Annotated in this window: 27 protein-coding genes and 1 pseudogene; 14 read left to right on the top strand and 14 right to left on the bottom strand. The window is 69.0% G+C overall.

All coding sequences use genetic code 11. The annotated features are described in order from the left end of the window. Nucleotides 1-85 precede the first annotated feature (85 nt). From ACH34S_RS31550 to ACH34S_RS31540, 3 genes are all read right to left on the bottom strand, one after another. Nucleotides 86-364 (bottom strand): hypothetical protein, encoded by a 279-nt coding sequence (locus ACH34S_RS31550; protein WP_395956486.1) that lies wholly within the window; start codon nucleotides 362-364, stop codon nucleotides 86-88. After that, nucleotides 361-534: a hypothetical protein gene (locus ACH34S_RS31545; protein WP_395956485.1), complete on the bottom strand. Its 174-nt coding sequence runs from the start codon at nucleotides 532-534 to the stop codon at nucleotides 361-363. The genes ACH34S_RS31550 and ACH34S_RS31545 overlap by 4 nt, the downstream gene beginning before the upstream one ends. 381 nt (nucleotides 535-915) lie before the next feature. Beyond that, entirely contained in the window at nucleotides 916-1,977 is a 1,062-nt protein-coding gene (locus ACH34S_RS31540; RefSeq protein ID WP_395956484.1) for an aldo/keto reductase, read from the bottom strand. Between the two features lie 115 nt (nucleotides 1,978-2,092). Here ACH34S_RS31540 and ACH34S_RS31535 point away from each other — a divergent pair, with 115 nt between their 5' ends. The 5 genes from ACH34S_RS31535 to ACH34S_RS31515 all read left to right on the top strand — a co-directional run bounded on the left by ACH34S_RS31535 (nucleotide 2,093) and on the right by ACH34S_RS31515 (nucleotide 6,235). Beyond that, nucleotides 2,093-2,932: a helix-turn-helix transcriptional regulator gene (locus ACH34S_RS31535; protein WP_395956483.1), complete on the top strand. Its 840-nt coding sequence runs from the start codon at nucleotides 2,093-2,095 to the stop codon at nucleotides 2,930-2,932. A 186-nt stretch (nucleotides 2,933-3,118) separates the two neighbouring features. Then, a complete protein-coding gene (locus tag ACH34S_RS31530; RefSeq protein WP_395956482.1) occupies nucleotides 3,119-3,586 on the top strand; it encodes a PH domain-containing protein in 468 nt (155 codons plus the stop codon). Next, on the top strand, nucleotides 3,583-3,774 hold the full coding sequence (locus tag ACH34S_RS31525) for a DUF397 domain-containing protein (protein ID WP_395956635.1): 192 nt from the start codon (nucleotides 3,583-3,585) through the stop codon (nucleotides 3,772-3,774). Before ACH34S_RS31530 ends, ACH34S_RS31525 begins: the two co-directional genes overlap by 4 nt. A gap of 130 nt (nucleotides 3,775-3,904) precedes the next feature. Further along, nucleotides 3,905-4,822, top strand: coding sequence for an intradiol ring-cleavage dioxygenase (locus tag ACH34S_RS31520; protein ID WP_395956481.1), 918 nt, complete (start codon nucleotides 3,905-3,907; stop codon nucleotides 4,820-4,822). Between the two features lie 900 nt (nucleotides 4,823-5,722). Beyond that, nucleotides 5,723-6,235: an HIT family protein gene (locus ACH34S_RS31515; RefSeq protein ID WP_395956479.1), complete on the top strand. Its 513-nt coding sequence runs from the start codon at nucleotides 5,723-5,725 to the stop codon at nucleotides 6,233-6,235. An 18-nt stretch (nucleotides 6,236-6,253) separates the two neighbouring features. Here ACH34S_RS31515 and ACH34S_RS31510 read toward each other — a convergent pair whose 3' ends face one another. Next, nucleotides 6,254-6,883, bottom strand: coding sequence for a class I SAM-dependent methyltransferase (locus ACH34S_RS31510; protein ID WP_395956478.1), 630 nt, complete (start codon nucleotides 6,881-6,883; stop codon nucleotides 6,254-6,256). Continuing rightward, on the bottom strand, nucleotides 6,876-7,643 hold the full coding sequence (locus tag ACH34S_RS31505) for a hypothetical protein (RefSeq protein WP_395956477.1): 768 nt from the start codon (nucleotides 7,641-7,643) through the stop codon (nucleotides 6,876-6,878). The genes ACH34S_RS31510 and ACH34S_RS31505 overlap by 8 nt, the downstream gene beginning before the upstream one ends. 158 nt (nucleotides 7,644-7,801) lie before the next feature. On the opposite strand from ACH34S_RS31505, the gene ACH34S_RS31500 reads away from it, so the two are divergent. From ACH34S_RS31500 to ACH34S_RS31475, 6 genes and pseudogenes are all read left to right on the top strand, one after another. Then, on the top strand, nucleotides 7,802-8,473 hold the full coding sequence (locus tag ACH34S_RS31500; protein WP_395956476.1) for a hypothetical protein: 672 nt from the start codon (nucleotides 7,802-7,804) through the stop codon (nucleotides 8,471-8,473). A gap of 56 nt (nucleotides 8,474-8,529) precedes the next feature. Continuing rightward, a complete protein-coding gene (gene thiL, locus ACH34S_RS31495) occupies nucleotides 8,530-9,606 on the top strand; it encodes a thiamine-phosphate kinase (RefSeq protein WP_395956475.1) in 1,077 nt (358 codons plus the stop codon). Between the two features lie 77 nt (nucleotides 9,607-9,683). Further along, nucleotides 9,684-10,025 (top strand): annotated as a pseudogene (locus ACH34S_RS31490) (DUF4357 domain-containing protein); the annotation flags it as partial. Between the two features lie 120 nt (nucleotides 10,026-10,145). Next, nucleotides 10,146-11,492 (top strand): McrB family protein, encoded by a 1,347-nt coding sequence (locus ACH34S_RS31485; RefSeq protein WP_395956634.1) that lies wholly within the window; start codon nucleotides 10,146-10,148, stop codon nucleotides 11,490-11,492. Next, the gene (locus ACH34S_RS31480) at nucleotides 11,489-12,154 is read left to right on the top strand and encodes a hypothetical protein (RefSeq protein ID WP_395956474.1); all 666 of its coding nucleotides are present in this window, start codon (nucleotides 11,489-11,491) and stop codon (nucleotides 12,152-12,154) included. Before ACH34S_RS31485 ends, ACH34S_RS31480 begins: the two co-directional genes overlap by 4 nt. A 20-nt stretch (nucleotides 12,155-12,174) precedes the next feature. Further along, complete coding sequence (locus tag ACH34S_RS31475) at nucleotides 12,175-12,693, top strand: hypothetical protein (RefSeq protein ID WP_395956473.1); 519 nt, start codon at nucleotides 12,175-12,177, stop codon at nucleotides 12,691-12,693. A gap of 2 nt (nucleotides 12,694-12,695) precedes the next feature. Here the strand turns inward: ACH34S_RS31475 and ACH34S_RS31470 are convergent, their stop codons facing one another. Then, the gene (locus ACH34S_RS31470; protein ID WP_395956472.1) at nucleotides 12,696-13,250 is read right to left on the bottom strand and encodes a DUF6985 domain-containing protein; all 555 of its coding nucleotides are present in this window, start codon (nucleotides 13,248-13,250) and stop codon (nucleotides 12,696-12,698) included. On the opposite strand from ACH34S_RS31470, the gene ACH34S_RS31465 reads away from it, so the two are divergent. Next, nucleotides 13,249-13,827, top strand: coding sequence for a dihydrofolate reductase family protein (locus ACH34S_RS31465; protein WP_395956471.1), 579 nt, complete (start codon nucleotides 13,249-13,251; stop codon nucleotides 13,825-13,827). The genes ACH34S_RS31470 and ACH34S_RS31465 overlap by 2 nt on opposite strands. Before the next feature lie 119 nt (nucleotides 13,828-13,946). Here the strand turns inward: ACH34S_RS31465 and ACH34S_RS31460 are convergent, their stop codons facing one another. Together ACH34S_RS31460 and ACH34S_RS31455 are read right to left on the bottom strand one after the other, a co-directional pair. Then, the gene (locus ACH34S_RS31460; RefSeq protein WP_395956470.1) at nucleotides 13,947-14,828 is read right to left on the bottom strand and encodes an alpha/beta hydrolase; all 882 of its coding nucleotides are present in this window, start codon (nucleotides 14,826-14,828) and stop codon (nucleotides 13,947-13,949) included. A gap of 26 nt (nucleotides 14,829-14,854) precedes the next feature. After that, nucleotides 14,855-15,676: an MBL fold metallo-hydrolase gene (locus ACH34S_RS31455; protein WP_395956469.1), complete on the bottom strand. Its 822-nt coding sequence runs from the start codon at nucleotides 15,674-15,676 to the stop codon at nucleotides 14,855-14,857. Between the two features lie 84 nt (nucleotides 15,677-15,760). Here ACH34S_RS31455 and ACH34S_RS31450 point away from each other — a divergent pair, with 84 nt between their 5' ends. Then, nucleotides 15,761-16,096, top strand: coding sequence for a winged helix-turn-helix transcriptional regulator (locus ACH34S_RS31450; protein ID WP_395956633.1), 336 nt, complete (start codon nucleotides 15,761-15,763; stop codon nucleotides 16,094-16,096). A 49-nt stretch (nucleotides 16,097-16,145) separates the two neighbouring features. On the opposite strand, the gene ACH34S_RS31445 is transcribed toward ACH34S_RS31450, so the two are convergent. Beyond that, on the bottom strand, nucleotides 16,146-16,694 hold the full coding sequence (locus ACH34S_RS31445) for an SUKH-4 family immunity protein (RefSeq protein ID WP_395956468.1): 549 nt from the start codon (nucleotides 16,692-16,694) through the stop codon (nucleotides 16,146-16,148). 292 nt (nucleotides 16,695-16,986) lie between these two features. On the opposite strand from ACH34S_RS31445, the gene ACH34S_RS31440 reads away from it, so the two are divergent. Next, nucleotides 16,987-17,607, top strand: coding sequence for a hypothetical protein (locus ACH34S_RS31440; protein WP_395956467.1), 621 nt, complete (start codon nucleotides 16,987-16,989; stop codon nucleotides 17,605-17,607). Between the two features lie 20 nt (nucleotides 17,608-17,627). Here ACH34S_RS31440 and ACH34S_RS31435 read toward each other — a convergent pair whose 3' ends face one another. From ACH34S_RS31435 to ACH34S_RS31415, 5 genes are read right to left on the bottom strand one after another with little or no spacing between them, the layout of a single operon-like run. Then, a complete protein-coding gene (locus ACH34S_RS31435; protein WP_395956466.1) occupies nucleotides 17,628-18,461 on the bottom strand; it encodes an SAM-dependent methyltransferase in 834 nt (277 codons plus the stop codon). Nucleotides 18,462-18,510: 49 nt separating this feature from the next. Continuing rightward, nucleotides 18,511-19,698: a hypothetical protein gene (locus ACH34S_RS31430; protein ID WP_395956465.1), complete on the bottom strand. Its 1,188-nt coding sequence runs from the start codon at nucleotides 19,696-19,698 to the stop codon at nucleotides 18,511-18,513. Further along, a complete protein-coding gene (locus ACH34S_RS31425) occupies nucleotides 19,698-20,081 on the bottom strand; it encodes a RidA family protein (protein ID WP_395956464.1) in 384 nt (127 codons plus the stop codon). Before ACH34S_RS31425 ends, ACH34S_RS31430 begins: the two co-directional genes overlap by 1 nt. Nucleotides 20,082-20,117: 36 nt before the next feature. Beyond that, on the bottom strand, nucleotides 20,118-21,215 hold the full coding sequence (locus ACH34S_RS31420) for a sugar kinase (RefSeq protein WP_395956463.1): 1,098 nt from the start codon (nucleotides 21,213-21,215) through the stop codon (nucleotides 20,118-20,120). Next, the gene (locus tag ACH34S_RS31415; RefSeq protein ID WP_395956461.1) at nucleotides 21,212-21,853 is read right to left on the bottom strand and encodes a bifunctional 4-hydroxy-2-oxoglutarate aldolase/2-dehydro-3-deoxy-phosphogluconate aldolase; all 642 of its coding nucleotides are present in this window, start codon (nucleotides 21,851-21,853) and stop codon (nucleotides 21,212-21,214) included. The genes ACH34S_RS31420 and ACH34S_RS31415 overlap by 4 nt, the downstream gene beginning before the upstream one ends. Nucleotides 21,854-21,927: the final 74 nt, after the last annotated feature.

The following is a 21,927-nucleotide window of genomic DNA, read 5'->3' as shown; positions in this document are numbered from 1 at the left end:
TGACCGAGGACCGGCCGGGTTTGGACAAGCTCCGCCGCCAACTCCCATGGCCTCCCGCTCTATGGCTCCTGTCGCAGGTTGTCCATTACCGCTTGCGCCCTTCCCGGACCGGAATCTTGATCTGGTTGGCGGGGTCGACAGTGATCACGCTCTTGTCCGGGCCCGTCGCGATGCTGATGCCGTCACCGAACTCGGCGGCTTCGAACCCGGCGATCGGTTCGGTCTTCTCGCCCTTGTCCCGGACGAAGTCGTTCGGACGGTGCGCCGTGAGGACGACAGAGAGCCCGTAGCCACCGCCGAAGCGGTCGATGAGCGATTTCCATACGCAGTTGGAGCTGCCCTTGCTGTGAGACCGGCTGCTCACATGTCCAGCCCGAAGGCGGTTAGTTGCTCTTTGGTGAGCAGGTCGTACGCCTTGACGCCGCTCAGATCAAGTGACTCACCGCCGTTGCCGGAGCAGGCCGCCATCGTCCCGAACGCCGCCGCCGCCAGCGAGGACCGCGAGCCCATCCGCACCATCGGCAGCGGCACCATCAGTCCCAGCCCAGAGCCGGGTTCAGGGCTTCGAGAGGGACGAGCCCTGCGTTGCGAATCGTGGCGGCCAGGTCGACGGGGAACCGCGCGTCGTCCCAGACGCTTCGTCGTCAGCGCATCAGCGGTAGGCGCTCGGTACTCGGACCGGCAGGCCTAGTCTGCCTCGTACGAAAGTACCGAGCCGCCTACGGCCGCGAGGCACGATCGCAGCTCAGCCCGCAGAGCGAGGCGGCTATGGTGGCCGGTCCCAAGCGTCGGGTGACGTCTGGCGTCGCAGGTCATGGAGGCGATCCGCCGCCACCTTCCAGGGCCTCCGTCGAGGGTGGGCGCTCTCGGCGTGGGCGTTTCGGTCTCGCGGCGGCGGCGTGATCGCGGTGGGTCTCATGCGTGGTTTTCGATGCGGGTGTCGCCGAAGATGACGCGGCGGGGCATGGGGCGGGCCAGGAACTCGTGGGGGAAGCCGAGGTCGATCGTGCTGGCCTTGTCCAGGTCGGCGAGGTGGCCGTCGGTGAAGTGGACGTCCAGCGCGCCGAGGTTGTCGTCGAGCTGGCCGAGCGTGCGGGCGCCGACGATCGGCGCAGTGACCGCCGGGTTAAGCAGTGTCCAGGCGAGCGCTACCTGGGAGGGTGTCCGTTCCATCTCGGCGGCGACGTCCCGCACCACGTCGGCGATGTCCAGGCCGCGCTCGGTCAGCGACCCGTTGGCGGCCGCGACGTTCCTGCGCGTTCCTTCGGGATTGTCCGTGCCGCCATCGTGGGCCAGGTCGGCGCGGGTGTACTTGCCGGTCAGCACACCGCTCGCCAACGGCGACCAAGGGACGACGCCCAAGCCCAGCTCGCGCGCCATGGGGATGAGGTCGCGTTCGGTGGTCCGCTCGATGAGGCTGTATTCGACCTGGAGGGCGATCAGCGGTGCCCAGCCGCGCAGGTCGCTGATCGTCTGCATGCGGGAGATCTGCCAGGCCGGGGTGTCGGAGATGCCGAGGTACAGGACCTTGCCCGCCCGGACGAGGTCGTCCAGTCCCCGCAGCACCTCCTCGACCGGGGTCGTGCCGTCCCAGACGTGCACGTAGAGAAGGTCGATGAAGTCGGTGTCCAGGCGGCGCAGGCTTTCCTCGACCGAGGCGACCAGGCTCTTGCGGTGGTTGCCGCCCGAGTTCGGGTCGTCCGGACGCCTGTTCATGCTGTACTTCGTGGCCAGCACGAGGCGTTCCCGCCTGGCGCGGGCGAATTCGCCGAGCAGGCGCTCGGCCGTGCCGCCGGTGTACTGGCTGGCGGTGTCGATGAAGTTGCCGCCCCGGTCGACGTAGGCGTCGAAGATGCGGCGCGCCTCGTCCTTGTCGGCGCCCCAGCCCCAGTCGGTCCCGAACGTCATCGTCCCGAGCGACAGCGGTGAGACGCGCAGGCCGGAGCGTCCCAGCAGCCGGTAGGTGTCGAGTTCCACGGTGTTCTCCTCAGTGTGGTGGTGCCGTGTCCAGGCTGCGGGAGCCGTGGGATGGCGGCCAGGGAAAGCTCTTCCTGGGACGGGCTCTCCCACCCACGGTCGTAGGATCGAGGCGATGGACACCACCCGGGAACTGGCGGCGTTCTTACGTGCCCGACGGGAACGTCTCGCTCCGTCCGATGTCGGGCTGCCCGCGTCCGAGCGGCCCCGGCGCACCCCTGGCCTGCGCCGCGAGGAGGTCGCCGAGCTCGCCGGCGTCAGCGTCGACTATGTGGTCCGCCTGGAGCAGGGCCGGGGCCTGCGCCCTTCCCCGAGCGTGCTGGACGCGCTCGCCTGCGCGCTGCGGCTGAGCGACGACGAGCGCGGCTACCTGTTCGATCTGGCCGGGCAGCGGCCCGCGAGCAGGCCGGTCGGCTCCGGCCGGGCGGCGGGCTCGCTCGCGCGGCTGGTCGACGACCTGTCTCCGCTGCCCGCGATGCTGCTCGACCACCGCTTCGACATCCTCGCCTGGAACCGCGAGATGGCCGCGTTGATGCTCGACTTCGGTGAACTGCCGGACGGGCAGCGCAACGCGATGTGGCTGTGCATCGTCCACCCAGCGATGCGCGGCTTCTACCGTGACCGTGAACAGATAATCCGCGAGGGCATCGCCGACCTGCGCGCCGCGTGCGCCGCCCACCCAGACGACGGCGCGCTCAGCGACCTGGTCGCGGCGCTGACCTCGGGCAGCGAGGAGTTCGTCCGGCTGTGGGCGCGGCGCGACGTCAGGGTGAACGGGCGGGGGCACAAGCGCCTGCAGCACCCGAAGGCGGGGCCACTGACCGTCGAGTTCGAAGTGCTCGCCCCGCTGCAGGACCCGCACCAGCGGCTCGTCGTCTACCGAGCCGCCGACCCGGCCTCGCAAGCCGCCCTCGACACCCTCACAAGCGAACCGCACACATTGCAGACCGCATAACCCCGCGCGGCCTCGTTCGGCAGCCGTCCCGAGCAGGTCGCAAGAGAATCGACATCGCGGACGCCGCCCTGTTGGCACAGATCGGCGACTGACTCTTCGGGGACGAGGGCGTTACGCGCCAGCCGTCCGGTAGTTCTGGACGGGGCTTCGTATGACCGGCCCCCGAGTCTGCTAGACAACTGCCGCATGGAACGTCGGACCGTGCGCTGTTACCGCTATCTGTCGATCATGACCGCACTGGTGGTGTTCCTTGCCGTGAGCACCGGCCTGCTCGGACGAGCCCTGCTCCGAGGTCTGCCGTACCTGCAGACACTCGGCGCGATCATCCTTCTGGCCGTCCTCACCGCGTCCCTCGTGACGGCCGTCGCCGCGCTGCGCGGCCGAGCGATCGTCGACGACCAGGGCATCACGATCGTGGGCGCATGGCGCCGCTGGCACTACGCCTGGGACGACATCACCGAGATCACCCTGCACGCGTCGCTCCGCTACTGGGAGGTGTACCTACGCACGCCCGACGCCGAACGCCGGGTCTTCTTCTACCCGGTGGGAATGTTCGCGCCTCCGGCCAACGGCGAGCGCCACACCACGCCCCCGCCCTACACCCCACCCGGCCTCGCGACGCTCTACGCACGCCTGACCGAACTCCGCGCCTGACGAACGCCAAGTGGCGCAAGAGCACCCACAGCGGTTCCAACGGTGCTGAGTGTGTCGAGCTGGCGGACGTGGCCGGTGTGGTGGCGGTGCGGGACAGCAAGGACTCGGACGGGCCCGTCCTCCTGCTGACCCGTGCGGCCCTACGGACGGCCATCCAGTCCACCGCCGCCGCACACCCGCTGCGTTGACCTGCCCGCGGCGCCGTGACCGGGCCGAGCCCGCGCGTGTTCGCCTTGTTGACTAGCGGCGAGTTGTTGTCATGGACGGGTGGAAAGCAACAACTCGCCGCAGGTCAACGGGCCTCTAGGCTGCGTTTTCATGGATGAGTTCCGTCAGTTCGAGGGTCGCGCTCTTGTTCGTCCTGATGAGGAGATCGTCGACCAAGGGCTCGGCTTCGATCTCGGGACCCTTCTGGGACGACGGCGGATGCTGGGACTGCTCGGTCTTGGGGCGGTCGGACTCGGCCTCGCGGCCTGCGGCGGCGGAGACGGTTCCGCGTCCGGTTCGTCTTCCCGTCCCGCTTCCGGTTCGTCGTCTGGTTCGGCGTCGGCGGGTGTCTCGTCAGGCGAGATCCCGGACGAGATGGCCGGTCCCTACCCGGGCGACGGGTCCAATGGGCCGGACGTCCTGGAGCAGAGCGGAATCGTCCGCAGCGACATCAGGTCCAGTTTCGGTACGGCTAGCGGCACCGCTGATGGTGTGCCGATGACGCTGGAACTGACGATCTCCGATCTGGCGAAGAAAGCCGCGCCGTTCGCAGGAGCAGCCGTCTACGTCTGGCACTGCGACCGCGACGGGGCGTACTCCATGTACACCGAAAGCATCAAGAACGAGAACTACCTACGCGGCGTGCAGGTCGCCGACGCCGCCGGGAAAGTGCGGTTCACCAGCACCTTCCCCGGCTGCTATCCCGGGCGCTGGCCGCACATCCATTTCGAGGTCTACTCCACCAGGGCCGACATAGCCGACGCCACGAAGACGATCGCGATCTCCCAGATCGCCCTACCGAAGGACGCCTGCGACAAGGCGTACGCGCAGCCGGGCTACCAGCAGTCCGTCAAGAGCATGGCGGAGGTCAGCCTCGACAACGACGGCATCTTCAAGGAGGACGGGGGCGCGCGCCAGCTGGCCACCGTGACCGGCGACGTCAGCGGCGGCTACACCGTCTCGCTCACCGTCGGTGTCGACACCCGGACCGAACCCACCGGGGGCTGGCCCGTCTTCGGCGGAAGCTGACTCGCACCGTCCACCTGGAGCAATCGCCCGCCGGGCCACCCGGCATCCGGGTCCTCACTCCTACCGGCTCCGACCGGCCGGACCACGCTGCCGGCGTGGCCACCACCTCATCGGGCGTGGACGTCCAGCGGCTGCACCACGACGCCGAACGCGACACCATCACCAAGCTCGTGGTCGGCGCTGTCGTCCACACCGGGGGGCTGGGGGCTCATCCTGCGTCGCTCGCGCCCGGGGCGCCTCGGCGGCAATCGCGTTCTTCTTGGCGTCCCTGATGAAGGCGGCGCGCTCGAGCTCGGCCGCATCTGGTCGCGGGGCATCCCTGGAGGTGCTGTGAGCACGCCCGTCCCGAGCCGCCTGGGCCTGCTCGTGCGGCGGGGCGGGCGCTCTGACCAGCGGGCTTTGGGGCCAGGGCGCCGAGCTTGAGGGCCCCGCGGATATGCGCTGAGACCTTCTCGTGGGTGCGCAGCGCGCGTCGGCTAGAGAGTCCGGGGTCCGGACGGGGCCGGGACGCATTGATCGTTTAGTGTCGGCCACCCCGGCGGCCCCCGATTCGGTGAGTCGTGGCAGTCCTTCCGTGTCGCTGACCATGTGGGACAGGGGTCGTGCCGACCGGCTGTGACCGGGCAGATACTGGGAAAGCGGCTCATTCTCGCGAAGCGGAAACCTTGCAGTCTGAAACGTCAGAGTCGTAACGTGTACTAGTGGGCGGATACGACATTTGTGACGTAGCCAACCGTGAAGATCTACCGTGGCAGCGATGACTCCTGTGACCATTCGCCTTCGCACGGCGAAGCCAGCCGCTACCATCTGCGAAGTCATGACCGCGCGTACCCGGTCCGCGCTTGATCGTCATTTTCCGCAGACCCACACGTTTGGGCGACGGGGGAGATTCGAAATACGATGCTCATCGGGCATATGTCGAGCCGAGGACGAGGCCAGAGACTCCGGCTCCTGATCGATATCCTCCTTCGGCGCCGTGGGCAAGGGGAGAGTAGCGGGCCCCAATCTCCGCCCGCTGGAAGCGCTCCCGGCTGCATCTTCTGCCAACCGAATGACCGGTCGCTCAACAGGATTCTCTGCGAGAACGAGTTATTCTATGCGCGCTTCGACAACTTTCCCGCCAATCCCGGGCATGTCGAGATAGTGCCCAGAAGGCATGTCGTCTCGTTCTTCGAGCTGGACGGCCACGAAGTCCTCAGCGCCTATACCTTGATGCGCGAGGCACGGGATCTCATCGACGAGAAGTACTTTCCCGAGGCGTACACGATCGGTATCAACGACGGCAAGGCGGCCGGGCGGAGCATCGATCATCTGCATATCCACCTGATCCCCCGGCATCATGGCGATGTCGATGACCCCCGCGGGGGCATTCGCAAGGCCGCGCCCAACTCCGACCCGGACGCCTGGCAATAGGGCGGGCCACCTCCGGGGCTACCGCGTGCCGACCGCGATGAACCAGCCCGGACGGCCGGCGAAGCGGATCCGGACCTCGGCGAAACCCGCCGCCTCCAGGCAAACCGCGAACGTGTCCGGATCGACGAATGTGAACCAGCGCCGCCCGTCCAGCGATCCGCCGTTCTTCCAGCCCTCGCCGTCCCCGATCCGCATGCTGATCGCCGCGATGCCCCCGGGGGTCAGGACGCGGTGGATCTCGGCCAGGGCGCGTTCCATCCTGGCCGACGGGATGTGGAGCAGGCTCCCCGAGGCCCACACTCCGGCGATCGACGCGTCCCGGAGCGGGAGCGCCAGGGCGTTCAGCCGCAGGAAGCCGGGCGCGCGGCGCTCTTCCCGGGACCGGCCGCGTGCCCATTCGAGAATGGACGCGGCATAGTCACCCGCGACCACCGTGCGGCCGAGCGATGCCAGGAGCCGGGCGTCCCGGCCGCCGCCGCATCCGAGGTCCAGGACGGGGAGGGGGCGAGGTGCGAGCCGCGCGAACTCGACGACCTCCGCACGCAGGCCCGGAAAACGGCCGTAATCTTCGGAGGCTTCGCCATAAGAGTTCGCATTGGCGTCATAGCAGGCACACGTCTCGCGGGTGATCTCGCGCACCTCAGACATTTTCGAACCCATCCTCCCCGACCACGAAGCTCAACGAATTGAGGATATGCCAGATGCGCTGCACATCGAGGGCATCATGGCCATGCGAGACGTCGAAGCTGACGCAGCCCACGAACCTGGAACGACCGTTTCTGATGGGGGTGGCGAATACCGCGCCACGATGGCGGTAACGCTGGAACTCCTCCCAGCTGAACCCCATCACGGCGTCAATGCCGTTTTGTGCCCGGAATGAGGTGAATGCGTCCTCGTCGACCAGGTCTCGGGCAAGGCTCGCCACATCAACGCTGACTTCCTGATCGAGCTTCCAGCATAGTCCCACAACGCCGACACCCAGCGTCGGACGAATCCTGCGAGTCGCCGGGGACGCGCCGAGACGGTATGTGGCCACCCGGGTGAGCTCACCGCGCAGCGGATGCCGGTAATTGCGCTTGCGTTGCCAGATATGCAACCCCGGATCGCTCACCGCGATCGTGGGTGTGACGGCCGCGCAAACCTCGACCAGTTGCCCGAACGCGGTGAGGACATGCCTGCGCATGGCCAGCCGCCGCTCGACGTGGAGCCGCTGGGACCACGACTCGGAGGGGGCCACGACACCGAAGAAGCCGGCGACCAGAATCAGGGCGACCATGGCGTACGAGTATTCGATTTCGACGTCTCGCCACAACTCGTCCGACGGGAAGCCGTACTGCCTGCCGGCAAGTGTGACCGTCGCGGCCAGCACGATTAAGCGGTCTATGGCACGCGCCGCCGACACCTTCATCTGTGGCTCATCCCCGCTCGGCACATCGCAATCTCGCCATGGGCTTGCCAAACCATACCCGGAATGAGTAACAATAAGGCTGCCGACTTCGCTTGAGCCATATATCGGTCCGTCAAAAGAGGCGAACAAGCCAGTCCGAATTGCGGTCGAGGTGATCCGTGGCCGAACGAGCCTATTGCGTCGGGTCCGACTTCTGCCAGGAGCTCGCCGGGGCCGAGGACGTCGCCTTCCAGCGCATCTACGAAGGATCTCCGCCGGGAAGGATCATCGGACACGGCAGCACCCTCGCGCTACTCGCGGATATGTCGCCGCTGACCCGGGGGCATCTTCTCCTGGTGTCCAATGCCCACTATGTCAGCTTCGGTGCGGTGATGTGCGAGCACTCCGAAGAGGTGACAACGGCACTCAAACAGATAGTTCCCCCATACGCGGCAAGTTTCGGCGAGCCCGTATTTCTTGAGCATGGCTCCACAATGCGGATGGACGGGTCCGCATGCGTCACGCACGCCCATATCCACTTACTTCCCCTGCCGTTCGACCAGGTCAACGCCCTTATGATGCGGGACGGCCTGGCGCCCACCAGCCTGCGCGGTCTCGCCGATCTAGAACAGTTCGGGCATGACGATCTCCCGTATTTCTATTGCGGGGACGCCGCCGAACACCGGGTGTACGCTGCGGTGCAGGCAAGGCCTCGGCAATATCTCCGATCAGTGGCAGGGCGGCTCCTGGGCATCGAAGACCCGGAGTGGGATTACGCGGTCGTCGTCCGGAAAGACGTTCTGGTAGCGACGCTGAAAGAAACCGCACACTGGAGGCTTTCGCTGCCTTAGGGCGTTGGCCCCCGCAGCCTCAGGCCATTGACACCCCGCGGAAATTTGAGGATCGGATGGGTTCCACACAGAGCTTCGGCACCGCCTCCGACGAGCCGACGCGGCTGGCCGACATCATCGCGCCAATGTTCGGCGGGCAGTCAGGATGGTCGCAGCGGCTGCAGGGCGGAGCCCGCGCCGAACTGCTCGCGGGCGCCGACGCCCAAGACGACTGCGCGGTCTTCGGAATCGACGGCCCCATGGAGATCGTCATGGGATCGGACTACGTCCGCGGGCCGAAGTTCCAGCTGTACGAGCTCGGCCACCTGTCGAATTACGACATCGGCTATTACCTGGCGATGGCCAACCTCAGCGATATCGCCGCCATGGGCGCGCTCCCGATCGCGCTCCTGACGGTCGTCCGCTATCCACGGTCACTGCCGGACGAAGACTTCACGACCCTCATGGAAGGGATCCGCGACGCGTGCCGGCAGGTGGGCGCGCCCAACGTCGGCGGCGATATCGGCAGCGCGGAACGGATCATCCTGTCCGCGTCCGCCGTGGGCATCGTCGAGCGAGGCGGATCACTGCTGCGCACCGGCGCCCGCGCGGGAGACCGCCTCTGCGTAACCGGCCCGACAGGGCTGGCGGCATCCGCCCAGCGCTATTTCGGCGGCGTTGGCACCGGCACGGGGGCGAAACTCACCCGGGCCAAGGAAGAGGCGCTGATCTCCGCATGGCGGCGGCCGCAGGCGCTCGTCCGGCAAGGGCGTTGCCTGAGCACGAGCGGCGTGGTGACGAGTTGCCAGGACACCTCCGACGGGCTGAAGGCCGGTGTCCAGTCGCTGGCGGCGGCGAGTGGCGTCGGCTTCGTGGTCGAGGAGGGCGCACTCCCCGTCGACGGTGTGGTGGCCGAGGTCGCGCGGCTGACCGATGGCGACCTGACCTCGGTCATCCTGGGCGACTCGGTCGACTTCCAGCTGGTCTTCACCGTCGCGGAAGACGAAGCGTCGCGGCTCTCCAAGGTCTTCGCGGACGCGGGCCTCCAGTTCTTCGACATCGGCCACGCGACCGAAGAACGCGAGGTACGGCTGAGGCGCGCGGACGGCCAGGAAGGCGACCTCCCCGGAAACCCCTGGCGCCACGCCACCTGACCCGGCTCGTCGCTGTCGGAGCCCGGTGTTAGGTTGACCGCGCCGCCCGCCGCCGACCCATAGGACGAGGGAGTCCGATGGCCGACGAGTACCCCGAGTTCCAACTCCGCCTCCCCAACGGCGGCCCCCTGGCACACGGACGGCTGCTGGACGAGGTGGGCCAGAACGGGAGCCTGAAATTCCAGGTACTCGCAGGTTCTCCGGCGCGCCGTGACCCAGCCCCGTCTTTTCACCTGCACACCCCGTCTTCACACCGAACTCGCGAGCAACTGCTGAGTGAAGGTGCGCTGGTGAATTCAACGAAGTGGCCCGACCATCTAGAGGCGGCCAGGGACATTACCTGCAACTCCTCATCCGCCGCTGCGGAGATCCTGCTCGGCCGCAGTTCCAACGGTCTGGAGGACTGGAAGAGCTCAGAGGGTCACCCACTCGGAGACTACCTCGCACAGGAGGGATGGGGTCGGCGGCGCACCTGGCTCGTCCGCTCAACACACGTGCACGCCGATTTCTTCGAGGAGTCTTGGCTACCGGAAGGAACCGTGGCTCTGGCTGCGGCGTGGGCCGAGGGGGGCGGCCTCGACCAGGGCATGAGCAAGGACGCGCTGCGCGGCTTGGTGGAAGAAGCCCACGAGACCATGTCGTACAACGCGAGGCGACGACTGGTCGATGAGCTCTACATCTTCCTATCCCGGATGAAGCCGGACGATGGTGTGTGCACGATCTTCGAGGGAAGGCTTCACGTCGGTAAGATCACCGGCCCCGTCTCACAGACCAGGGCGAAGTCCGGCCTGTGGGACCTCCGACGTCCGGTGGAATGGCAGAACGCGGGATACCTTCTCGGAGAGCTTCCCGAGGAGGTCCAGCAGAAGCTCTCGATCCAGCGGGACGTCGCCGACCTCACGTCCGTCCAGGCCATCATCGACGGGCTCGGCCTGACCGATGAGGAACTCGCGGATGAGGCGCAGGACGCCGTGGGAAGCGCGGTCAGCGCCCTGGCCGCACGGCGGGAACTGGCGCTGCCTGAGCCTGGTGAAGGGCTTGCGGAGGAGTTGCTCGTTCATGATGCGAGGTGGTTGCGGGAGGTGCGCGATCTGCTGTGGGACGAGCGGCAGCTCATCTTCTACGGGCCGCCCGGCACCGGGAAGACCTACCTCGCGCAGAAGCTGGCGGAGTTCCTCGGCGGCGGGCCCGAGCAGGTCAAGCTGGTGCAGTTCCACCCGTCCTACGCCTACGAGGACTTCTTCGAGGGGTTCCGGCCGCAGGAAGATCCGGAGACCCGGCAGGTCGCGTTCCGGCTGACGGCGGGGCCGCTGCGCGAGCTCGCCGATCTCGCCTCCGGCGAGGGCAACCGGCACGTCCCGCATTTCCTGATCATCGACGAGATCAACCGGGCCAACCTGGCGAAGGTGTTCGGCGAGCTGTACTTCCTGCTGGAGTACCGCAACCGGTCGGTGCGGCTGACCTACTCCGGCGACGACTTCGCGCTGCCGCCGAACCTGTTCGTCATCGGCACCATGAACACCGCCGACCGGTCGATCGCGCTGGTGGACGCGGCGATGCGCCGCCGGTTCGCGTTCGTCGAGCTGGCCCCGCGCGCCGAGCCGACCAAGGGCATGCTGCGCCGCTGGCTCGCCGCGAAGGGGCGCGACCCCGAGCCCGCCGACCTGCTGGACGAGCTGAACCGCCGCATCTCCGACCCCGATTTCCAGGTCGGGCCGTCCTACCTGATGAAGCCGGGCGTTTACCGGGACGGCGGGCTGGAGCGCACCTGGCGCACCAAGATCCTCCCGCTGCTGGAGGAGTACCACTACGGGGAGGACGTGAAGATCGAGCAGCAGTACGGGCTGGCGTCCCTGCGCGACGCGATCGCGCCGCCTCCGGCATGACGGACGTCGCGCTCACCGAGCACGGGGCGGCGCTGTCGCTGCCCCTGTCCGGGGCGCTCGGCCGGGCCGTGGCCGCGTCCCGTACGGTCGAGGCCGCGCCGGATCCCCATGTTCCGGGACGGTGGCGGCTGAAGGCCGCGGGCAAGGTCGGAGTCGCGACCGTGACCGGGCCCGGCGGCGAGTCCCTCACGATCCGGATCGCGCCGAAGGTGCCGATCCGCCGGTTGCTGTTCCTGCTCGGCTACGCGCTCGGCGCCAAGGGCTGGCGGGACGACGACGTGTCCCTCGACGCGGAACCCGAACTCCTGCCCGCCCTCGCCCGCCTGTTCGAGCGGCAGGCCGACCGCGCGCTCCGGCAGGGGCTTCTCCAGGGGTATCGGACGACCGAGGAGACGTCGCTGGTCATGCGCGGGCGGCTACGCGAGGCCGACCAGATCCGGCGGCATCACGGCGAGTTCCCGGCCGTCGAGATCGTCCACGACGAGTACACGACGGACATCGCCGAGAACCGGCTGCTGCGGACCGCCACCGATCGGCTCCTGCGCCTGCCGGGCCTTTCGAGGGACCTGCGCGGCAGGCTGCTGAGGTTGCGCGTCCGGCTGGCCGACGTCACCCCGATCGGACGGGGCCACGAGCCACCGGTGTGGCGCCCACGCGGTTGAACGTCCGGTATCAGCCTGCGGTGCGGCTCGCCGAGCTCGTGCTGCGCGGCGCGTCCGTCGAGCATCGGCCCGGAGACACCGTCGTTAGCGGCTTCCTGCTCGAGATGGCGCGCGTCTTCGAGGACTTCGTCACGGTCGCCCTACGCGAGGCGCTCAGCGCGAGCAGCGGCCGCTGCGTGCTCCAGGCTTCCCATCACCTGGACGTGGACAGCGCGATCCGGATCGTGCCCGACTTCGTCCACTACACCGATGCCGGAACCCCGCAGGCTGTCGCCGACGCCAAGTACAAGGCCGAGAAGCCCGAGGGTTTCCCCGACGCCGACCTGTACCAGATGCTCGCCTACTGCACCGCCCTCCGGCTCCCGGACGGCCACCTCATCTACGCGAAGGGCAACGCTCCGCACGCCGCCCATCGCGTCCGGCACACCGGGATCACCATCCACCAGCACACCCTCGACCTGGACCAGCCGCCGCCCGGCCTGCTCGCCGAGGTCAGGGCCCTTGCCGACCGGCTCATGCCCCGGACAGCCGGCGTGTGACGTCAACGCGGATGGTGGTACACGATTCCGTCGAGGGAGTCGTCAGCCCAGGCGGACGAGTTGGTCAGGTGACCGTCGTAGGGGCCGACCTTGGTCACCGTGCGGCCGTCCCGGAACACGATCTGGAGGCCGTGCTCCTCCTCCCAGTCGCATTCGCACTCAAGCGAGACATAGACATGATCGTCGCCGCCCAGGTCTCGGGTGACCATCGGCTCGTTCCCCAACCGGACATGGTCGAGGACGTCGTCCGGACCTGCGATCTCGACGTACCAGTCGTCGTCACCGGAGGCCAGGACGTCGTCCGTGATATCGCGGTAGTAGGCGAAGATCGATGGCGTGGCCGCGGTCAACGCTGACGCGTCCAGTGCCAGGAACGTCTGGATCGCGGCGTGGAACTCCTCTGGCGCAGCGTCATCGGCATAGCCGTCAACGATGAAGCGACATGGCGCGTTACCCAACACCGCTACAGGGACAGGTTCACTCTGGTACCAACCCAGTCCGGTGTCTTCGACGAGCCGGCCGAGCCCGGGGATCCGCATAGCCGAGGAGTCTGTCATGACCGTCACCTACACCTTCGACGTCTTTTCCAGCCTCGACGGCTTCGGCGCCGCGGGCGGCAACTGGACCGGCTACTGGGGCAAGCAAGGCCCCGAACTCCTCGATCACCGCCTCGCGCTGTACAGCGAGGAGCAGCGGATGGTCTTCGGAGCCAACACCTACCGGGCGTTCACGCAGATGCTGGCCGCCGGCACCGAGGGGTCCGACGTGCGCGACCCGTGGGTCACGCGGATGGTCGGCCTTCCGGCGACGGTGGTGTCGAGCACCCTGGACACGACCGCCGGCTGGCCGGACGCGACCCTTGAGCGGGGCGACGCCGTCGACGTCGTCGCCCGGCTCAAGGAGGAGTCCGGGGTGCCGCTGCGCTCGCACGGCAGCCTCGCGATGAACCGGGCGCTGATGGCCGCGGGCCTGGTCGACCGGGTCCAGGTGACGCTCTTTCCCGTGATCACCGGTCAGAGCGGGCTGGACCCGGTCTTCGAGGACGCGGCCGACTTCGACCTCGAACTGATCGAGACCCGGACGCTCGACGGCCGCGTCCAGGAGCTCATCTACCGGCCCACCCTGCACGCCTGATCACGTGCGGGGGGAGGCGCGGGCCCGGATCGGCCATGCCCAATCTGCGGGATTGCCTAGCGAGGAATCGGTCAGGTCGAGGCCGGCGCCGGTGAGCTCGGCGACGAGGTTCCCGGCCGTCAGGCGCCGAGGTGCCGGTGGAGGAAGTCGGCGGTCGCCTGGGCGGCCTGGCTGACGTGCGGTTCTCTGTCGTAGAGGTCGATGTGCTGGTCGGCGTCCAGCCAGAGGATCTCCTTGTCGCCCGGCTTGCGTTCGTAGAGCTCCCGAGCCAGCTCGGGTGAGCAGTAGGCGTCGGTCCTTCCGTGGACGATCAGCAGCGGCGTGGCGGCCAGGAGGCTCGCCGCGCCGAGAGCGTCGAAGGTCATCAGGGAGTGGAGCGATCCCCTGGTGACTTCGTTGCGCCAGTACGGCGAGGCGGAGCGGGCGGTGCCGTAGTAGGCGTACGGCTCATCGCCCGCCATCGCGGCCTCGCCGTCATCGGGCGCCACCGCGGGCATGTACTCGTCGTACCGGTCCAGGAAGCCGCCCAGGGCGGACCGGTAGGCGTCGATACCCATGGCCTGGGCGAACCGGGCCGGGCTGTTGTAGGCCCCCGCGATTCCTACCACGGCCTTCACGCGGGAGTCCGTGGCGGCGGCCCGCATCGCGTAGCCGCCGCCGAGGCAGACACCGACCACTCCGATCTGGGCCGGACGCACCTCGGGCCGGCCGGCCAGCACACCGACCGCGGCCCTGAGGTCGGCCAGCTTTCCCTGACCGTCCTCGTGCTGGCGGCGTCCGCCGCTTTCCCCGAAGCCCCGGTGGTCGAAGGCGAGCGTGACGAGCCCGGCCTGAGCGAGCAGCTCGGCGTAGGTGCCGACGACCTGCTCCTTCACCCCGGTGAAGGGGCCGGTGAGCACGACGGCGGGTCGCGGATCGCCGGTGTCCGGGAACCGAAGCCCGCCCACCAGCTCGACGCCTTCGCTGCCGAAGGTGATTCGCTCGGCCTTGGCAGCGGTCATGGGCCCTCCCGGGCGTCGATCGTCGATCATGCGGCGAGCTCGGCGGCGACGGCGTCCGCGCCCAGGCCGACCAGCCAGTTCAGGGGCGCCTCCGGCAGGTAACGGGTCATGGTCTGGGTCAGCTCCAGCTTCTGCGGCTCGCTCAGGCTCGGTGCACCGGCCGCCAGCCGTCCCACCGCCTCGCGATACATGAGCAGGTACTGCCGCTGCCGGGTCAGCAGGCCGAGGTCGCAGGGTGCGCCGTGTCCCGGATACAGCGGCACCCCGGCCAGCTCGTCCACCAGCCGGTCGAGGGTCTCCAGCCACGCACCGGAATGCCCGTCCGCCGTGTAGGAGTGCACGCCGTCGAAGGCCAGGTCGCCGATGAAGGCGTTCCGCTTCTCGCCGGCCTCGACGAGGAGGTAGGAGTCGGCATGGCTCTCAGCGGCTCCGACGTCGTGCACCTGGACTCGCAGTCCGGCGATGTCGACGGTGCCGCCGCCGTCGAGTAGATGGTCCGGCACCCGGAACCGGTCCGGCCACTCGTCGCCGTAGGTGGGCTGCCACTGCTCCCGCTTGGCGACCGCGGTCTCCTCGATCACCTTGGCGACCGATGCCGTCGCATAGACCGGCACGTCGTCGCCGACCGCGTAGGGCAGCCCGTTGAAGTGATCCGGGTGGGGATGCGTCACGAACGCCGCCACCAGTGGCTTGTGCAACGCCGCGACCCGCGCGGCCAGTGCCCGTGCATCGGACACCAGCAACCCGGCATCGACGAGGACCACACCGTCCGCCGTCTCCAGCAGATAGCTGTTGACGAAGATCCCAGGCTCTGCCGCCGTGTACGTGTGGACCCTAAGCTCTGTCATGACCGGACAGTACGTGATTTGATCTTGAACCGGCCAGAAGGCACCTGGAGGTGCCCCTCCACACGGGAGACCAGCTTGACACCGGTGATACCCGACGTCCTGGAAGAAAGCTGCGCGACCCGGCAGGCGCTGGAGCGATTGGCCGCCAAGTGGCGGATCCTGCTGATTTATGCGCTGCTCGCCGGGCCGCAGCGGCATACCGAACTGCGCCGCAGGCTCCCCGGCATCTCGCAGAAGGTCTTGACCGAGACCCTGCGGAACATGGAAGGTGACGGGCTGGTCGAGCGACGGGTGCTCAAAGACACCGCCCCGCAGCATGTCGAGTACGCCCTGACCACGCTCGGCGAAACCTTGCAGCAGCCGCTGTCCGCCATCTGCGCCTGGGCGCTGGAGCACCCTGGCGTCACACTCGACAGTTGAGTTCGGGGACCGTGGGGACGGGGTCGGTCATTCGTCATCCCTGGGTCGATTAGAAGAGCCATCGGTCCAGCACTGCGGGCCAGAATCGAGTCTCGTGGTCGCCGTCCCCGATGGCGGGCGGGTCGAGAAGCCTGATCTGTTCGACCAGGTCGGCTAGCTCTGCGAGTGCCTCTGCTTCGGTCTGTTCGTCTTCGTCCCAGCGGCCGATCACGGTTGAGCTGGTGAGCCGGCTGCCGACCAGGTGCAGCGAGCACAGCCAGTGGTTGATCGTCGAGTTGACGAACCTCGCGCCGCCGTCCGGAACCCCTGCTTCCAGTACCTCTCCGCTGTCTGACGCGGCGCTGTACGCCCATCCCAAGGCGGACGCTTCGTCGCCCATGCGTGCCAGCCGGTACATCGCCGGCTCCGCGTAGAACGACACGGCGTCCACCAGATCATCGATCAGCGGTATGCCGCAGGAGACCAGAGCCGCCTTCTGCGGTCCGGGAAGCCGCCAGTCCGCCACGTCGGACTCGGCCGCCCGCACCACCCGCCCGGCACCGGCCCAGGAGGTCAACGCTTCGAACGTCGGCGGGAGTGGGAGATCACCAACAGGCACGTCCCGAGGCTACCCAGGTCTGATCACAATCGCCGCAGTGGTGAGCGAACCGTCGAAATCGATGGCCGGAACCGGCTGTTTCAGCGCGCCCTCTGAATTCTCTTTTGGTCGCCGACGATGGGTGTGTCCGGGTCTTTTCTGGTGGCGCTTCGTTTACGGTCCGATTTGTGGATGAGTTGCGTCCCATCCTCAAAGAGATGGCCTCGTTGGAGGACGGAAAGCGCGTGGCATGATTCGGGCTCGAAGACGTCCGGCCGGATGGGGCCGGCCCCGTACGTCGAAAGGAACTCGGATGGACGTTGTCGCGGGCTGGACGATGAAGATCGCGACACGGGTCACCCCGAACGAGGCCGACTTCGCCACCGAGGTGGGGGAGGCGTACGCGGCCGGCGGGCGGGCCCGCGCCGGGCTGTTCCCCCGGCCCGGGGCCGAGCCCGGCGGGTTCGCGTTGACGGCCCTGATCGGCGAACTGCCCGTCATCCTGCGGGCGCTGGCCGACTCCGCCGAAAGCCTGCGCCAACTGCTCGGCTCGCGGGAATTGAGAAACGCCGTCGCCATCGTCTCGCTCGCCGTCGCGGCGCGCGGCCAGAAGAGCGGCGACCGGAAAACGGATGCCGGGAATGATCCGGATACGAAGGGGGACGGCGACGGCATCCGACCCGAAGAGAAGTCGATTTCCGGCGATTCTGGCGCCGGGGCCGTCGCCGTCGAGGCCGCGCGCGAAACCGCCAGTGCGCCGGAAGCGGTGCTGCTGGAATCGGCGCATCGGCAATTGCGCGAGCGGCTGGCACGTGACGGTATGCCGCAACTGCGGGCCGAACTCGTCGCCTACGAACTGCTGGACGAACTGCTGTCGGCCCCCGATGGCGCCGAGGAGTTCCTCCGCGAGTTGACGAGCGAACCGGAAGAATGAGACGCACCGCCGCAGGCTGGCTATGGCTTGCGGAGGACGCCGCCGTACTCGCGGATGTCGCGGCTGAGTTTGGACGCGCCCAGGAAATGCGCGATCTCGACAGGGGCGGGCGCCAGCGGCGGCTGACCGGGGTCGGGGCGCCAGTCTTCGACGTCGACGAGGCCCGGGTCGACGGGGACGAGACCGTCCATGAGGGCGTCGACCTCGGCACGGCTACGGGTCTGCCAGGGGATTCCGGCGCCGGTCATGCGGGCCTGAAGGTCGGCGCCGCGGGCGGCGTTCTCGGTGACGGCCTGGGAGAACGCCAGGTGGCTGCCGGAGACGGCGCGGTCGAGGATGGTGCTCAGGATGCGGCGTGGGTCGTCGGCGTCGGGCAGGTGGTGGCCGACGGACAGGAACAGCACCGCGACCGGCTCGTTGAAGTCGATGAGGCGGCGCGTGTCCTCGTGGTTCAGGATCGTGTCCTGGTCGCGCATGTCGGCGGTGATGACGGTCGTGGAGCCGTCGCCGGCGAGCAGGGCGCGGGCGTGGATGAGGACGATCGGGTCGATGTCGACGTAGACGACGCGGGCGTCCGGCGCGAAGCGCTGCGCGACCTGGTGGACGTTGTCGTCGGTCGGCAGCCCGCAGCCCATGTCGATGAACTGCTTGATCCCCGCGTCCTGGACGAGGTAGCGGACGGCGCGGTAGAGGAACAGCCGGTTCGCCCTGGTGACGTCCAGGCCCTCGGGGAATTCGGGCAGGTGCTCGATCGCGAACTGCCGGTCGACCTCGTAGTTGTCCTTGCCGCCGAGATACCAGCCGTAGACGCGTGCGGAGGTCGGGATGTCGTCCGGGATTTCGTCGATGGTCACGCAGCGCTCCCGTACCGAGATGTCCTCTTGTCCGGGGCTCACCGTAACCTCACGTCCGGTGGGCGGGGGCCTCATGTCCAAGATCGGTCGCCCTGCGGGGGATGCGGGCGAGAATTGGTACTGGGACCAGGCCATATTGGTAGTAGTCCACGGTGTCCGCGCCCGACGCGCGCGCCATCTCGACCTTGGCCGCGAGGTGCTCGGCCGACGCCGTGTCCGGGAGGCCGGGGCGCAGGACGGCGCGGAGCGTGGTCGCCGGGCCGAGCGCCGTCCGGTAGGCGGCGACGTCCTCGGCTATGCGGGCCTCGTCGTGGGCGTAGCAGAGGATCGCGTAGGACGGGACGACCTCGCTCACGGCCGCCGGGTCCACGCCGATCTGCCAGGCGGAGCCGGCGGCCGGGGCTCCCGTGGGACGTCCGTCGGCGTAGCCCTTCACGGCGCCGGTCAGGTCGAGGAACGTGAGGGCCGACCCTTCGCCCGCCACGGCCTCGGCGACCTCGGCGGCCAGGGACGTGACGATGGGCGTGCGGGCGCGGGCGTACTCCTCAAGGGCGGCGGGGATCTCGCCGGCGGGCGGGCCGCCGTCAAGGACGGAGGCGGCCAGGCGGGATGCGGCTTCCCGCGCCTTTTCGGCGGCGGGAATGCGGGCCTGGCAGTGCGCGCAGAAGCACAGGCCGAGCGCGAATTCGGCGGCCGGGCCTAGGTCGACGAAGGAGCGTTCGTGGTGATAGCCGTGCCCGAACGTCCCGAAATGCAGGGACTCGGTGACGACCGAGTCCATTCCCTGGCGGGCGATGGCGCGGCCAAGCGCGACGGCGTATGCGCGAACGTCCGGGTTGGACGGGCACAGGTCGGCGGGCGCGGCACGGTCGCCGAAGCAGTTCTCCTGCGTGACGTCCGGAAAGGCGAGGCCGAGGGTGGTGTTGTGCAGGAACACGCCCCAGCCGTGCAGCGGAACGTCCAGCTCACGGGCCTGTTCGCGGAGGGCGCGCAGGGGTTCCCGGTCGGCGTTCCGCTGGACGGGCGGCACGAGGCGGAGCCCGTCGAAAAGGTCGCCGGGCGGGAAATGGATTCCGTCGTGCCGCAGCGTCACGCGGGTGCGCCCGTGGGGGGTCACGTCGCGTGCGCGGTGGTAGGCGGCGCCGATCGTAATGGACGAGACGCCATGGGAGAGGATCTGCGCGGCGTCGACACCGCCGCGCAGATCCTCCACCAGGACGTAGAGCGAAGAGTCCATCAGCTCTGCTTGTAGGCGACGAAATCGATTTCCACGAGGATGTTCATCAGGTCGGACCCGACGGTGGTCCGCACCGGGTACGGCTCGTTGAAATGCTCCCGGTACACCTTGTCGTAGGCGGGGAAATCGCGGTGCAGGTCCTGGAGGTGGACGGTCGACTTCACGACGTCGTCCAGGCCCAGGCCGTGCTCGGCGAGGATCGCGGACAGGTTCGCGAGGACCTGCCGGGTCTGCTCGGCGACGTCGGTGCCGACGACCTCGCCGGTCTCCGGGTGGATCGGGCCCATGCCGGAGGTGTAGAGGAAGTCGCCGGCGACCAGGGCCTGCGAGTACGTGCCGAGCGGCGCGGGCGCGGCCGAGCTCCGGATTTCGCGCTTGCCCATATCTGTCTCTCCTTAGTGAATCAGCGGGTTGGGGGATTAGCGGGTGACGGTGTCTTCGGCTGATTTCAGCAGGTCCAGCTCCGCGCGGCTCGGGAGGCCCTCCCAGTCGCCGCGGGCGGCGACGGCGTACGCGCCGGCGGCCGTGGCCGTTTCGAGGCGCTCGCCGACCGGACGTCCCCGGACGAACTCGGCGAGGTATCCGGCGGCGAACGCGTCGCCCGCGCCGACCGGGTCGATGACCGGCACGGTGTGCGCGGGCTGGACGTGCAGCCGCCCCTCGCACAGCGCGACGACGCCCGCGGCGCCGCGCTTGATGAGGACGTCCCGGGGGCCGAGGGCGGCGAGCGACTCGGCGAGCCCGGCCAGGTCGTCCCCTTCTGCGGCGGACTCTCCGGCGGGCACGACCAGCCGGGCCTCCTGCTCTGTGGCGAAGACGAGGTCGGCGCGTTTGGTGAGGTTGCGCAGGCATTCGCCGGCTTCGGCGGGCGTCCACAGGGCCTGCCGGTAGTTGAGGTCGAGCGAGACGGGGACGCCCGCGTCCCGCGCGGTCTCCACGGCGTCGTCGAGGGCCTGCCGGGCGGTCGCGCTGATGGCGGCGGTGATCCCGGTGACGTGCAGGACGCGCGCCGAACGGATCAGATCGTGCGGGACGTCGGAGGGGCGCAGCTGCGAGCCGGCGCTGCCCGTGCGGTAGTACTGGACGCGCGTGAGCGTCCCCGACCGGCGCTCCTTGAACAGCAGCGCGGTCGGTGCGGACCGGTCCACAACCGTGTGCCCGAGCTGGACGCCCTCCCCCGCCAGAACGTTGGTGATCAGGCGGCCGAACTCGTCGTCGCCGACGCGGCCGAACCAGGCGGCTGTCCCGCCGAGGCGGCACAGCCCGATCGCCGTGTTCGACTCGGCGCCGCCGACACCGAGGTCGAGGGTGCGCGCATGGCGCATCGGCCCGACGACGGGGTTCTCCAGCCGCGCCATGGTCTCCCCGAAGGTGACGAGGTCGAGGCCCGCTTCCGGCTCCGGGCGGCGCCCTCGCGAGGACGCCCCCGGATGTTCCGACGACGAACCGTCCGGCGATCCGTGCGGCCCGTGCGATCCGTGCGACCCGTCCGGCATTCGCTGCTCCGCCGTGGTCATCGGGCGGCCTCCACGGCGGCGAGGAGCCGTCCGGCGCGGTCCGACAGATCGGTCAGGGAGCCGCCGTCGAGGGCGTCGCCGATGAGGGAGCCGCCCGAGCCGACCGCGACGGCGCCCGCCTCGATGTACCCGCCGGCGGTGTCCGGACCGATCCCGCCGGTCGGCAGCAGCGGGATGTCGCGGAACGGTTCGGCGAGATCGCGCAGGTAGCGCGGGCCGAGCGCGTTCGCCGGGAACACCTTGACGGCGGTGGCGCCGAGCTCCCAGGCGCGGGCGACCTCGCCGGGGGTCAGCGCGCCCGGGAAGTAGGCGATGCCGCGCTCGCCCGCGGTCTCGGCGACCTCCGCGCTGGTGTCGGGCGCGACGAGGAAGGACGCGCCGGCGTCGGCCGCCGCGGACGCGTCCGCGGCGGTGCGCACCGTCCCGGCGCCGAGCTCGACGTCCCCGGGCAGCCGGTCCCGCGCCGCGCGCAGCTCGGCGAGCGCGCCCGGCGTGTTGAGGGTGATCTCCAGGCAGCGGACGCCGGCGTCGGCGAGGGTGTCCAGGACGTCGGCGACGCGGCCGGCGCGGGTGCCGCGCACGACCGCGACGACTCCGGTCGACGTCAGCGCGCAGCCCGGCGCCAAGCGGGGGATCATGATGGTCCTCTCAAGTCCGTATGTCGGGTGGGACGTGTCAGAAGGGCCGTGTCAGGGCCGGCGGGGGAAGGCCG

Source organism: Actinomadura sp. 3N508, assembly GCF_044326375.1.
Taxonomy (GTDB): domain Bacteria; phylum Actinomycetota; class Actinomycetes; order Streptosporangiales; family Streptosporangiaceae; genus Spirillospora.
The sequence above is the reverse complement of the archived record's forward strand: the minus strand, read 5'-3'. Positions and strand labels throughout refer to the sequence as shown.

Bases quoted from the DNA above. Each gene is read 5' to 3' on its own strand.
- ACH34S_RS31545 (WP_395956485.1), bottom strand. From the start codon at position 534: ATGGTGCCGCTGCCGATGGTGCGGATGGGCTCGCGGTCCTCGCTGGCG.
- ACH34S_RS31535 (WP_395956483.1), top strand. From the start codon at position 2,093: ATGGACACCACCCGGGAACTGGCGGCGTTCTTACGTGCCCGACGGGAA.
- ACH34S_RS31530 (WP_395956482.1), top strand. From the start codon at position 3,119: ATGGAACGTCGGACCGTGCGCTGTTACCGCTATCTGTCGATCATGACC.
- ACH34S_RS31520 (WP_395956481.1), top strand. From the start codon at position 3,905: ATGGATGAGTTCCGTCAGTTCGAGGGTCGCGCTCTTGTTCGTCCTGAT.
- ACH34S_RS31515 (WP_395956479.1), top strand. From the start codon at position 5,723: ATGCTCATCGGGCATATGTCGAGCCGAGGACGAGGCCAGAGACTCCGG.
- ACH34S_RS31510 (WP_395956478.1), bottom strand. From the start codon at position 6,883: ATGTCTGAGGTGCGCGAGATCACCCGCGAGACGTGTGCCTGCTATGAC.
- ACH34S_RS31505 (WP_395956477.1), bottom strand. From the start codon at position 7,643: ATGAAGGTGTCGGCGGCGCGTGCCATAGACCGCTTAATCGTGCTGGCC.
- thiL (WP_395956475.1), top strand. From the start codon at position 8,530: ATGGGTTCCACACAGAGCTTCGGCACCGCCTCCGACGAGCCGACGCGG.
- ACH34S_RS31480 (WP_395956474.1), top strand. From the start codon at position 11,489: ATGACGGACGTCGCGCTCACCGAGCACGGGGCGGCGCTGTCGCTGCCC.
- ACH34S_RS31465 (WP_395956471.1), top strand. From the start codon at position 13,249: ATGACCGTCACCTACACCTTCGACGTCTTTTCCAGCCTCGACGGCTTC.
- ACH34S_RS31470 (WP_395956472.1), bottom strand. From the start codon at position 13,250: ATGACAGACTCCTCGGCTATGCGGATCCCCGGGCTCGGCCGGCTCGTC.
- ACH34S_RS31460 (WP_395956470.1), bottom strand. From the start codon at position 14,828: ATGACCGCTGCCAAGGCCGAGCGAATCACCTTCGGCAGCGAAGGCGTC.
- ACH34S_RS31455 (WP_395956469.1), bottom strand. From the start codon at position 15,676: ATGACAGAGCTTAGGGTCCACACGTACACGGCGGCAGAGCCTGGGATC.
- ACH34S_RS31440 (WP_395956467.1), top strand. From the start codon at position 16,987: ATGGACGTTGTCGCGGGCTGGACGATGAAGATCGCGACACGGGTCACC.
- ACH34S_RS31430 (WP_395956465.1), bottom strand. From the start codon at position 19,698: ATGGACTCTTCGCTCTACGTCCTGGTGGAGGATCTGCGCGGCGGTGTC.
- ACH34S_RS31425 (WP_395956464.1), bottom strand. From the start codon at position 20,081: ATGGGCAAGCGCGAAATCCGGAGCTCGGCCGCGCCCGCGCCGCTCGGC.
- ACH34S_RS31420 (WP_395956463.1), bottom strand. From the start codon at position 21,215: ATGACCACGGCGGAGCAGCGAATGCCGGACGGGTCGCACGGATCGCAC.
- ACH34S_RS31415 (WP_395956461.1), bottom strand. From the start codon at position 21,853: ATGATCCCCCGCTTGGCGCCGGGCTGCGCGCTGACGTCGACCGGAGTC.